At 73.5% G+C, this 11,525-nt stretch carries 8 protein-coding genes; 5 read left to right on the plus strand and 3 right to left on the minus strand.

Translation table 11 applies throughout. The features are described from left to right. Positions 1-200: 200 nt before the first annotated feature. Positions 201-557 carry a c-type cytochrome gene (locus MET2598_RS0108495; protein ID WP_018260528.1) on the plus strand — a complete coding sequence of 119 codons (357 nt, stop codon included), beginning with the start codon at positions 201-203 and terminating at the stop codon, positions 555-557. A 300-nt stretch (positions 558-857) separates the two neighbouring features. On the opposite strand, the gene MET2598_RS0108500 is transcribed toward MET2598_RS0108495, so the two are convergent. From MET2598_RS0108500 to MET2598_RS0108510, 3 genes are all read right to left on the minus strand, one after another. Further along, the gene (locus tag MET2598_RS0108500; RefSeq protein ID WP_018260529.1) at positions 858-1,466 is read right to left on the minus strand and encodes a pyridoxamine 5'-phosphate oxidase family protein; all 609 of its coding nucleotides are present in this window, start codon (positions 1,464-1,466) and stop codon (positions 858-860) included. Between the two features lie 124 nt (positions 1,467-1,590). Then, positions 1,591-6,273, minus strand: coding sequence for a PAS domain S-box protein (locus tag MET2598_RS0108505; RefSeq protein ID WP_236728687.1), 4,683 nt, complete (start codon positions 6,271-6,273; stop codon positions 1,591-1,593). A 366-nt stretch (positions 6,274-6,639) separates the two neighbouring features. After that, entirely contained in the window at positions 6,640-6,897 is a 258-nt protein-coding gene (locus MET2598_RS0108510; RefSeq protein ID WP_012332840.1) for a hypothetical protein, read from the minus strand. Positions 6,898-7,480: 583 nt separating this feature from the next. Here MET2598_RS0108510 and MET2598_RS36150 point away from each other — a divergent pair. The 4 genes from MET2598_RS36150 to fliP all read left to right on the plus strand — a co-directional run bounded on the left by MET2598_RS36150 (position 7,481) and on the right by fliP (position 11,469). Beyond that, positions 7,481-8,353, plus strand: a complete 873-nt coding sequence (locus MET2598_RS36150) for a glycosyltransferase family 2 protein (protein ID WP_018260531.1) — start codon at positions 7,481-7,483, stop codon at positions 8,351-8,353. Further along, complete coding sequence (locus tag MET2598_RS0108520; RefSeq protein ID WP_012332838.1) at positions 8,350-10,068, plus strand: ABC transporter ATP-binding protein; 1,719 nt, start codon at positions 8,350-8,352, stop codon at positions 10,066-10,068. The genes MET2598_RS36150 and MET2598_RS0108520 overlap by 4 nt, the downstream gene beginning before the upstream one ends. A gap of 121 nt (positions 10,069-10,189) precedes the next feature. After that, a complete protein-coding gene (locus MET2598_RS0108525; protein WP_018260532.1) occupies positions 10,190-10,681 on the plus strand; it encodes a flagellar basal body-associated FliL family protein in 492 nt (163 codons plus the stop codon). Between the two features lie 17 nt (positions 10,682-10,698). Then, positions 10,699-11,469 carry a flagellar type III secretion system pore protein FliP gene (gene fliP / locus MET2598_RS0108530; protein ID WP_026190598.1) on the plus strand — a complete coding sequence of 257 codons (771 nt, stop codon included), beginning with the start codon at positions 10,699-10,701 and terminating at the stop codon, positions 11,467-11,469. Positions 11,470-11,525: the final 56 nt, after the last annotated feature.

Genomic DNA, 11,525 nt, shown 5'->3' on the forward strand with positions numbered 1-11,525 from the left:
GCACCGGCACGCGCCACAACGCGTTGTCGCGCCATGAACTTTCGTCCCATTGATTTGCCCGCCGGCGCAGCTTCTTTTCGCCGCACGCACCCGGATCGACCCGGTCGCGTTTTTAACTTTACCAGCTCGAAACCTAGGCCATATCCACGCTCGCCCACGGGCAATCTGGCCGTCGATCGAGGCCTATCGGAGGGACCCTCATGCGTCAGTTCATCCTCGGTGCCGCCCTCGCGCTGCTCGCCCCCCTGACGGCGCAGGCGCAGGACGCCGCCGCCGGCGAGAAGCTGTTCTCGCAGTGCAAGGCCTGCCACGCCTTCGGCAAGAACGGCGTCGGCCCCGACCTGAAGGGCGTCGTCGGGCGCAAGGCCGGCACCCACGAGGGCTACAGCTACTCCGCCGCGCTCAAGGATTCGGGCCTGACCTGGGACGAGGCCACCATGCACAAGTGGCTCGCCAACCCGAAGGGCCTGGTCTCCGGCACCAAGATGATCTACGCCGGACTCAAGGAAGACAAGAAGATCGACGACCTCGTCGCCTACTTGAAGACCCAGCAGTAAGATCGCGGCCCGCAAGGGTTCGGCCCCGTCGCGCGCGCGGCGGGGTTTTTTGTTTGGCTTGTTCGTCTCGGGCGAGTGGTCAATTTGGCTTGCGTTCCCTTGGGCTTGTGGCCCCTTGGGCTTGTGGCCCAGGGCCCGATCCGGGGCGGGCGGGGCGCTGCGGCGCCTCATCCGACATCCGGTCGATGGCGTTGCCATCTCCCATTTCGGCCATGCGGATGTCGGCTTCGCTCAGGCGCCGCGCACAGGCGCCGCGCAGGATCCTGATCCGGGAGCCGCTTCGACCAAGCGGATCCCGGATCAGTAGAGCCGGGTGCGGTAGCTCTCCTCGATGGCCCGCTCCGCTTCGGCCGCGTCCTCGCCGGCGATCTGGTCCGCGAGGATGCACCCGAGCGTCGGGAAGCGCGCGCGCTCGACCCGCGCCTCCGGCGCCCAGAGTTGCGCGCGCATCGCGGCCTTCCCGCAATGGAAGAATACCTCCTCGACCGCGACGATCAGGCCCGCCACCGGCGCGCGCCCGGCCACCGCCAGCGGCGCGAGCAGGGCGGGGTCGGTGGTGAGGCGGGCGCGGCCGTTCACGCGCAGCATCTCGTCGATGCCCGGCACCAGGAAGAGCAACCCGACCTGCGGGTTCTCGGCGACGTTCAGCATCGTGTCGACCCGCCGGTTGCCGGGCCGGTCCGGGATCACCAGCGTGGCGTCGTCCGGCGCGGCGACGAAGCCGGGCGCGTCGCCGCGCGGGGTGGCGTCGCCCCGCCCCGCCGCGTCCGCGGAGGCGATCACCAGGAAGGGCGAGAGCGCGATGAAGGCGCGCGCGTGGGCGTCGAGGCGCGCGAGCTGCTTGTTCACGGCCCGCGGGCTCGGTTCCCCGTAATGGCGGCGGATCGCCTCGCGGCTGGTCTCGGTCATGGCTGCGGCCGTCCCTCTCCCGGAGCGGCGAAGCCTATGGGGATTCCCCGGGCGTGTCGCCGTCGCCGCGGGCAGGGCCCGCGCCGGGGGCGCCCCGCCGCCCGGGGGCTCGCGCGCCCCCGGATCAGGCGACCGCGCGCAGGCCCTCGATCGCCAGGAGCGCGCGGCGCCGCGCCGCGCGCACCCGCGCCACCGCCGGATCGAGGCCGAGCCCGCTCTCGCAGGCCGCCTCGAGCGCGGCGCAGGCGCGGGAGAGCTCGACGAAGCCGAGCTGGCCCGAAGCCGCCACGATGGCGTGCGCGTCGCCGGCGAGCCGGTCCCGATCCTCCGGCGAGAGCCGCGCCTCCCCGAGCCGCTCGTCGAGCTGGGCCACGAGGCGGGCGAGCTGGCGCGTCACGCCCTGCGGGCCGAGCAGGCCGCGGGCCGATTCGTAGACGGCGCGGTCGAGGACGGGCCCGTCGGGGGCGCCCGGGGGGAGCGGGCGCGCCCGCTCCTGGGCCCGGCTCCAGCGGGCCACCACCCGGTGGAGGTCGTCGCGCTTGAACGGCTTGCCGACGTGGTCGTCCATGCCCGCGGCGCGGAACTCGGCGATCTGGGCCGGCAGCACGTTCGCCGTCATGGCGACGATCGGGACGGTGCAGACCGGCGGGCGCAGCGCCCGGATGTGGCGGGTGGCGGTGAGCCCGTCCATGCCGGGCATCTGCACGTCCATCAGCACGAGGTCGAAGGACTTGGCCTGCACGGCCACGATGGCCTCCAGCCCGTCCGAGGCGACGTCGACCTCGTGCCCGGCCGCCTCCAGCACGGCGCGGGCGATGTCCTGGTTGATCTCCAGGTCCTCGACCAGGAGGATCCGGGCGGGGAGTTGGGCGAGGGCGGCGCGGCCCGGCGCGGCGGGCGCCGCGACGGCGCCCCCCACCGGCAGCGTCACGGTGAACCAGAACGTCGTGCCCTCGGAGACCACGCTCTCCACCCCGATCGTGCCGCCCATCAGCTCGACGAGGTTCTTGGAGATCGCCAGCCCGAGGCCGGTGCCGCCGAAATCCCTCCGGATCGAATTGTCCACCTGGCTGAAGCGCTGGAACAGGCGCTCGTGCTTGTCCCGCGGGATCCCGATCCCGGTGTCGCTGACGGCGAAGCGCAGGCAAGCCGTCGCCCCCGGCGGGCTCTCGCAGGCCACAGCCAGCGTGACCGAGCCCGCATGGGTGAACTTCACCGCGTTGTTGAGGAGGTTGAGCAGGATCTGGCGCAGGCGGTCCTGGTCGCCGACCAGCGTGCGCGGGGCCGCGCCGTCGAGGCGGACCGCCACCGCGATCGCCTTCTTGCGGGCGAAGCCGCGCACCACCGAGACCGTGTTGTCGAGGAGGGCGTCGAGCAGGAAGGGCTGCGGGTCGAGTTCGATCTGGCCGGCCTCGATCTTCGAGAAGTCGAGGATGTCGTTGACGATGGTGAGCAGGGCCGCCCCGGCCGACTGGATGCGCTCGGCCTGCCGGCGCTGCCCGCCGCCGAGGCTCGGATCGTCGAGCAGGAGGTCGGTGTAGCCGAGGATGCCGTTGAGCGGCGTGCGGATCTCGTGGCTCATCGAGGCGAGGAAGTCGGTCTTGGCCCGGCTCGCCTGCTCGGCGGCGTCGCGGGCGAGTTCCAGCGCCTCGGCCTGGCGCTGGCGCTCGGAGACGTCGCGCACCGAGGCGACGTAGCCCTCGGCCCGTCCCTCCGCGTCGCGCAGGAGGCGGAACTTCGCCTCGACCCAGACGTAGCTGCCGTCCCGCCGCCGGTAGCGCTGGCGGCTCGTGGCGACGTCGCGCGTCCCCGCGGCGAGGTCCGCGAGGGTCGCCGCGAGGGCGGCGCGGTCGTCCGGATGGACGCCGTCGAGGGGCTTGGTGCCGACGATCTCCTCCGGCTCGTAGCCGAGGATCTCGCGGCAGGCCGGCGAGACGTAGCGGCGCACGCTGTCCCGGTCGGCCTGGACGATCATGTCGCTGCCGTTCTCCGAGAGGAACCGGTAGCGGGCCTCGCTGGCCTCCAGGGCGGCCTCGGCGGCCTTGCGGGCGGTCACGTCGCGCAGGGAGCAGACGATCGAGACCGGCGCCCCGCCCTCGTCCCGCATCAGGCTCAGGCCGGCCTCGGTCCACACGAAGCCGCCGCGCCCGTGGCGCGTGCGGAAGGTGGTCGTCACATGCTCGCCCGCGATCTCGCCGGCGGCGAGGCGCCGCGCGAGGTCCTGCAGGGCCGGCAGGTCGTCCGGATGGACCACCGCGGAGGGGCGCTGGCGCAGCAAGTCCTCGGGCTCGTAGCCGAGGACCGCGCGGCAGGCCGGCGACACGTATTGCCACGCGAGGCCGAGGTCGAGCCGGGTGATCACGTCGCTCGTGGTCTCGGCGAGCAGCCGGTAGAGCATCTCGCTCTCGCGCACCGCCGCCTCGGCGGCGACGCGCCGGCTGACGTCGCGCATCGCCGCGAGGATGCGCGCGCCCCGCGCGCCCTCCCCCTGCATCCAGGTCAGGGCGGTCTCGACGAAGACCCAGTGCCCGTCCCGGTGACGCAGCCGGTGCACGCTGGTGGCGGTGGGCCGCGCGGCGTCGATGGCGGCGGTGACCGCCGCGACCCGGTCCCGGTCCTCGGGGTGGAGCAGGGACTCTGCGGGCCGCGCGGCGAAGTCCTCGGGCGCGTAGCCGAGCACGGTCCGGATCGCGGGTGAGACGTAGAGCAGGGCGCCGTCCCCGCCGGCGCGGCGCAGGGTGATGACGTCGCTGACGTTCTCGGCGATCAGCCGGTGGCGGCTCTCGCTCTCGCGCAGGGCCTCCTCGGCCTGACGCCGGGCCGTGATGTCGGTGTAGGTCCGCACGAGGCCGCCGCCGGCCATCGGCATGGTGCGGATCTCCAGCACGGTCCCGTTCGGCCGCACGCGGGTGTAGGTGTGGGGCTCGGGCACGATCCCGCCCGCGCGCATCAGGCGGCGCACCTCCTCCTCGGCCCCGGCGAACTCGCCGCTCCGCCACTGGTGCTCGAGCACCTCGTGGGTCGTGGGCTTCCCGGCCATCAGCTCGGGCGGCAGGCCGAGGAGCGCCAGCGCCCGCGCGTTGCAGATCTCGATCCGGCCCTCGGGGGAGACCACGATCAGCCCCTGGTCCATGCTCTCGAGCGTGGTGGCGAGGAGGGAGGCGGCCTCGGCCGCCTCGCGCTCGACGCGGCGCAGCTCCGTGACGTCGCTCAGCGTGCCGAACAGGGCCGCGACGGCGCCGTCCGGGCCGAACTCGCACAGGGCGCGGGTGACCACGTGGCGGATGCTGCCGTCCGGCCGGACGATGCGCATCGCGTCGGTGGCGGGCTGCTTCGACGCGATCTGGGCCTCGATCGAGGCCGCCACGGCGGGCCGGTCGTCCGGGTGGCAGAAGCCGAGCGCGGCCGCGAGCGTCGGCGCGACGCTGCCGGGTTCGAGGCCGTGGATCCGGAACACCTCCCGCGACCAGGTCATGCTGTCGTCGCGCAGGTCGATGCGCCAGTGGCCGACATGCGCGATCTCCTCGGCCATCAGCAGCCGGCGGACCGCCTCGCGCGTCTCCGCCTCGGCGCGCTTGAGGTGGGTGATCTCGCGGATCGAGGCCAGGACGCGGTCGAGCCGGCCCGCCTCGTCCCGCAGGGGGGTGAGCACCTCCTCGAAGACCCGCCCGGCCCCATCCCCGCTCTCCTGAAGGCGGATCGGATTGCCCGCGGCGAGGCAGCGGCGCAGGTCCGCCTCGATCCGCGCGGCCCGCCCGGCCGGCAGCGCCCCGCCGAGGGGCCGCCCGACCAGCGCCTCGGGCGCCGCGCCGAGCCGCGCCGCCGCGGCCCGGTTGCAGGCTTCGAGCCGGAACGACCCGTCCGTCTCCAGCCGGCAGATGAACTGCGCCTCGCTCGCCGCCTCGAACATCGCCCGGAACAGGGTCTCGCTCGCCCGCTGCTGCGCCAGGGTTCGACCGAGCCGCAGCCCGATCAGCCAGGTCAGGCCGAGCGCCGCCAGGGCGATCCCGGTCAGGACCAGCACTTGGCGATGCCAGGACCCGAGCGCGTCCTCGCGGGCGAGACCCACCACCGCGACGAGCGGCAGCGCCTCCACGCGGCGGTAGGCGACGAGGCGCAGGACGCCCTGCGCATCGGCCGCCTCCGTGACGAGGCCGGCCTCCGCCCCGGGCGGCAGCGCGGCGGCGAGATCGAGGCGGGGCAGGTCGCCGCCGTCGTCGCGCCACGGATGGACCACGAGGGGGCGCCCGTCCGCCCCGAGCAGCGCGACGACCCCGCCCGGGCCGACCTCCATGGTCCGGTAGAACCGGCGGAAATAGTCGACGTCGAGGGTCGCCGCGATCACGCCCCCGAACCGCCCGTCCGGCAGGGCGAGGCGGCGGCTGACCACGATGGCCCGGTCGTCGCCGGCGCGGTCGCGGAAGGCCGGGCTGATGAAGAGGCCGGCCAGCGGGTCGTCCCGGTGGACCGTGAAGTAGCTCCGGTCCCCGGCCGGCTCGGCGTGCTCGCGGGTACCGACGAGGACGCTCCCGTCCGCGCCGAGGACCGCGATGTCCCGGATCGGCGAGGAGGCGGCCGCGAGCCGGGTGAGGAGCGCCAGGCCGGTGCGGGCGAAGGTCTCGAGCCCGTCGCGCTCCATCGCGAATTGCGCGATCCCGAGATTGAGCCCGACCGCCTCGATCGTGCGCGCCGTGTGCTGGTCGAGGGCGCGGGCGAGGTTGGCCGCGTCGATCCGCGCCTCGCGCAGGGAGACCTGGTAGCTCCGCCAGGCGACGAACCCGATGATCGCCGCGAGGGACAGCAGCACGGCCGCCGACAGGATCGCGAGCCGGTTCGCGATCGGGCCCGACGACCTCGACCGGGACGGCGTCCGGCCGCGGACCGTTCCGGCCCAATGTCGCAAGACATCCCGCATCACCGGATTGTCACCCGCTCCCCCACCGGTCGGCCCGCCCCACAAGCGAGTGGAGATTGTCTCTGTGCTGAGCTGCAACTTGCCGAACGGTTCCCCACGATTTCAGCATAGAACATCCGGAGGGCGCGGCGCAAAGCCGGCGCGCCCGCGCGCCGCGCGGCCTTCGTTGGGGCAGGGCGCGCGGCCGGCCTCAGCGGCGCAAAGCCGGCGCGCCCGCGCGCCGCGCGGCCTTCGTTGGGGCAGGGCGCGCGGCCGGCCTCAGCGGCGGCCGAGCAGCTCGCCCATCCGGGCGGCCCGTCCCTGCTCGATGTGCCAGCGCGCATCCGCAACCTGAAGGCGCAATCTGTGGCGACGCCAGCGATGGTAGAGGGACAGGACCGGGATGTTCCTCGCGACGCCGCGCTCGTGCCGATCGAGGCGCCGCAGCAGGCCGGGCAGGCAGGCGCTCGCGGCCTCGCCGGTGGCGATGTCGCCGGCCCGGACCTGGCGCAGCAGCTCGGCGCGATAATCCTCCACCGGGTGGCCCCTCTCGGGTGTGGCGGGTCCTCCGCGGCCCCGACATCTGCCGCGTCCCGCCGCCGCGTCAAGGGCCAGGGGTCAAGGGCCAGGGGTCAAGGGCCAGGGGCCCTCGCGAAAAGTGCCCTGCCGGCGGGGCCGGCAGGGCAGTCGCTTTGGGGGCCTCGGACGCGTCCCTCCCGCCCGCAGATGCGCTCCCGCATTGACGGACGGACAGGCCGGGTGGCCGACGGGCCGCGGACCGACCTTGTCAGTATGGCCGATTCACGCTGCCGGCGCCTTCACAAATGGCAAGTTCAGACCCAATCCTCGGACCTGCGCACCCGATCGGCCGGCGCCCACATTGTCACGAACGACAGTACGGGCCGCGTGCGGGACTTGCCCGGCGCTGGCGCGGTGGGGCGGCGCACGGGGCCCGCACTGCGTCAGCGCGGGCGTCGGGCGGTCGGGCCGGTGCCGACCGGGACGGGCGTTCCGCGGCGCGGCGGGACCGGATCGGGCCCGCGGATCGGCCCGGGCGAGGACCGCCGACCAAGTTCCGCCACACTCGCACCGCTCAAGCGGGCGCCCGGAGCCGAGACGATTGACCAGAGCCGACGACGAACCCATCCCGCTGACGGTCCTGATGCGGGCCTTCAACGAGGCCGACCGCATCGAGGCGGCGATCCGCTCCGCCCTGCCGCTGCGGGCCGAGATCCTCGTGATCGACTCGGGCTCGACCGACGCGACCGCGACGATCGCCCGCTCCCTCGGGGCGCGGGTCGTCACCAACCCCTGGGCGGGTTTCGGGCCGCAGCGGCGGTTCGGGGAGGGGGAGTGCCGCCACGACCACGTCTTCAGCATGGATGCGGACGAGGTGCTGACGCCCGCCCTGGTGCGCGAGATCCGGGCGCTGTTCCGGCCCGGCCCTCCGCCCGCGCTCGCCAAGGTGCGCAAGGCCATGGCCCTGCCGCACCGCGACCGGCCGCCTCCCTTCGCGTTCTGCACCGAGCAGATCTACCTCTACGACCGCCGCGTCGCGCGCACCATCGACAACCCCAACTGGGATCACCTGGAGATCCGCACCGACGAGGCGCCGCGGCGACTTCGTGCGGTGGCATGGCACTTCACCTACCGCGACTGGAACCACGCCGTCGCCAAGGCGAATTACGTGGCGGAGCTGGCCGCGCGCACCTCGGCGCCGCGCTCGCGCCTCTCCCTGACCCTCCGCCTCCTCGTCGAGTTTCCCTCGACCTTCCTGCGCTTCTACATCCTGCGCCGGCTCTTCCTCGCCGGGGCCGACGGCTTCGCGATGGCGACGATCCTCGCCTTCGGGCGCTTCCTGCGCATCGCCAAGATGCGTGAGGCCAAAATGCGCGAGGCCAAGATGCGCGAGGCCAAGATGCGCGAGCGCGCCCCGTCGCGGGCGGCCGATCCGGCCGGAGGCGCGACTGACGCGCAGGGCGCGGCGCGATGACCCGGCGCGCGATGGTCCTGCGGGTCTGGCACGGCTGGCTCTCGCGCCAGAAGGGGCCGCTCGCCTGGCTCGCCCTCGCCATCGCGGTGGTCGGCGCCTCGACCGGCATCTACCCGGTGGTCGTGCGCTTCGCCTTCGAGGCCTACGGGGCGAACGACCGCACCTCGCTCTCCTACGTGCCGGCGGCGATCCTGCTCGCCACCGCCTTCCGGGGCACCGCGCTTCTGGCGCAGCTCGTCCTGACGAACCGCATCGTCACGCGGGTCGAGGCCGACATGCTCTCGGACCTGTTCGCCCGGCTGGTCCGCGCCGATGTCGGGCGCACCGCGCGGGAGAGCCCCGCGGCCCTCGCCCAGCGCTTCACCGCCGATTTCGCGCCCGTCACCGAGGCGCTGACGCGGCTCTCGACGGTGCTCCTGCGCGACCTCGCCATGCTGATCGCGCTCGGGGCCGCGCTCCTGTGGATGGACCCGCTCCTGACCCTGGTGTCGGTGGTGATGGTCCCGCTCGTCGCCCGGCCGGTGAGCCAGATCGGCCAGAAGCTGCGCCGCTACGCCCGCGCCATCCACGAGACCGTGGGGACGACGGCGGGGCTGATCGGCGAGAGCCTGCTCGGCTCGCGGGTCGCCAAGGTCTACGGGCTGGAGGATCTCCTCTCGGCCCGGGCCCGCGAGGGATTCGAGCAGGTGCGGCGCCTGAAGATGAAGGCCGCCAACGCCCGCGGGCGCCTCGATCCGCTGCTCGAGATCGGCGGCGGGCTCGGCGTCGCCGCCGTGATGGTGCTGATCGGCGACCGCGTGATGTCGGGGGAGCGCTCGATCGGCGACTTCACCGGCTTCGTCACCGCACTGCTCCTCGCCTCGCAGCCCGCCCGGACCCTCGGCGGCCTCAACGCCACGCTGCAGCAGGCGGCGGGCGCCCTGCAGCGCTACTTCGAGGCCTTCGACGAGGAGCCGGCGATCCGGGACGATCCCGGGGCGCCCGCGCTCCGCGTCGGCCCGGGGGAGATCCGCTTCGAGGGGGTCGTCTTCGCCCACCGGGAGGGCGCGCCGGTCCTGCGCGGGATCGACCTCGTGTGCCGGCCCGGCACGGTGACGGCCATCGTCGGGCGCTCGGGCGCCGGCAAGTCGACGCTCCTCGACCTGATCCCGCGGCTGCAGGACGTCACCGCCGGCCGCGTGCTCATCGACGGCCAGGACCTGCGCGCCGTGACGCTGCGCTCCCTGCGCGACGCGATCGCCATGGTGACGCAGGACGTGATGCTGTTCGACGACACGATTGAGGCGAACATCGCCTTCGGCCGCCCGGGCGCGACGGCCGAGGAGGTGCGGGAGGCGGCCCGCGCGGCGGCGGCGGATTTCGTCGAGGCGCTGCCGGAGGGGCTCGCCTTCCGGGTCGGGCCGGGCGGCGCGCGGCTCTCGGGCGGGGAGCGCCAGCGCGTCACGCTGGCGCGGGCCTTCCTGAAGGACGCGCCGATCCTCCTCCTCGACGAGGCGACGAGCGCCCTCGATCCCGCCTCCGAGGCCCGGGTGCAGGAGGCGGTGCGCCGCCTGATGGCGGGCCGCACCACGATCATCGTCGCCCACCGCCCGTCGACCTACATGGCGGCCGACCAGGTCGCCGTGATGGAGGCGGGCCGCATCGTCCGCTTCGGGCCGCCCGCCGCCGTGATGGGCGAGGATCAGGCGGCGCTCCCGGCCGCGGCGGCCGGCTGACGGCCCCGGGCCCTCGTCGAAGGTCCCCGGGCCGGCCCCGGCACCTGCCTCGCGCAAGCTCCGGGCGGCAAGAGAGCGGCGTCGGAGGCCCGTCCCGGGCTCCCGGACCCGGACACGCCCGATGGCCGATTCGCCCGATTCCACGACCGCGCCGAAGAAGGGCAAGGGCTGGCTCCTCGCCCTCGCCGTGCTGACGCTCGGCGCGGGCGGAACCGGCGGAGGCCTCGGCTACTACCTGCTCACCACCGTCGAAAAGGCGGTCGACAAGAAGAAGACCGAGGAGCAGGCCCGGGCCGAGAAGGTCCTGACCTACACGGGCGACCTCAGCACCCGCAGCGTCGGTCCCCTGGTCACCAACCTCGTCGATTCCGGCGAGATGTGGGTGCGCCTGGAGGGCTCGATCATCTACAGGACCGGCGCGGTGGCCAATCCCGACGTGGCCGTGGCGGAGATCCGCCAGGACATCCTGGCCTATCTGCGGACCGTGTCGCTGGCGCAGATCCAGGGGGCGAGCGGCCTCATGCACCTGCGCGAGGACCTCAACGAACGCGTGATGCTGCGGACCAAGGGGGCCGTGCACGAGCTCGTGGTCGAGACCCTGATCATCCAGTGATGCGGCGGATCCTCCCGATGACGCGTGCCCTCCCGGCCCTCGCCTGTCTCGCCCTCGCGGGGATCCTGGCGCTCCTCGCCGCGGGACCCGCCGCCGCCCAGGCCGCCTCCGGCCTCCCGTCCCTGGACGCGCTGCTGCCGCCCGGGAACGGCGCGGCGAGCGGGCGCATCATCCAGATGGTCGCGCTCCTCACGGTCCTGTCCGTGGCGCCGGGCCTGCTCGTGATGGTGACGAGCTTCACGCGCTTCGTGGTCGCCCTGTCCTTCCTGCGCTCCGGGCTCGGGCTTCAGAGCACGCCCGCCAACCTGTTCATGGTCAGCCTGTCGCTGTTCATGACCTTCTACGTGATGGCGCCGACCTTCGACCGGGCGTGGCAGGAGGGCGTGCGGCCCCTCACCGAGAACCGCATCAGCGAGGAGGACGCCTTCGGCAAGGTCGTCGACCCGTTCCGCGAGTTCATGCAGTCCCACGTGCGCGAGAAGGACCTCCAGACCTTCGCGGACCTCGCCAGCCGCAACTTCCCCAAGGCCGAGGCCGGCGAGAAGGTCGACCTGCGCATCCTGATCCCGGCCTTCATGATCTCGGAGCTGCGCCGCGGCTTCGAGATCGGCTTCCTGATCGCGCTGCCCTTCCTCGTCATCGACATGATCGTGGCCACGGTGGTGATGTCGATGGGCATGATGATGCTGCCGCCCACCGTGATCTCGCTGCCCTTCAAGGTGCTGTTCTTCGTCCTGATCGACGGCTGGAACCTGCTGGTGAGCGGGCTGGTGCGCTCCTACTTCTGATGCGACATCCGCCGGATGGGGTCGCCATGCGGATGTCGGCTTCGCTCAAGCCCGCG

It is taken from the genome of Methylobacterium sp. WSM2598, assembly GCF_000379105.1.
GTDB lineage: Bacteria > Pseudomonadota > Alphaproteobacteria > Rhizobiales > Beijerinckiaceae > Methylobacterium.

Excerpts from the sequence above, each read along its gene's own strand:
- MET2598_RS0108495 (WP_018260528.1), top strand. The coding sequence starts at position 201 with ATGCGTCAGTTCATCCTCGGTGCCGCCCTCGCGCTGCTCGCCCCCCTG.
- MET2598_RS0108500 (WP_018260529.1), bottom strand. The coding sequence starts at position 1,466 with ATGACCGAGACCAGCCGCGAGGCGATCCGCCGCCATTACGGGGAACCG.
- MET2598_RS0108520 (WP_012332838.1), top strand. The coding sequence starts at position 8,350 with ATGACCCGGCGCGCGATGGTCCTGCGGGTCTGGCACGGCTGGCTCTCG.
- fliP (WP_026190598.1), top strand. The coding sequence starts at position 10,699 with ATGACGCGTGCCCTCCCGGCCCTCGCCTGTCTCGCCCTCGCGGGGATC.
- MET2598_RS0108525 (WP_018260532.1), top strand. The coding sequence starts at position 10,190 with ATGGCCGATTCGCCCGATTCCACGACCGCGCCGAAGAAGGGCAAGGGC.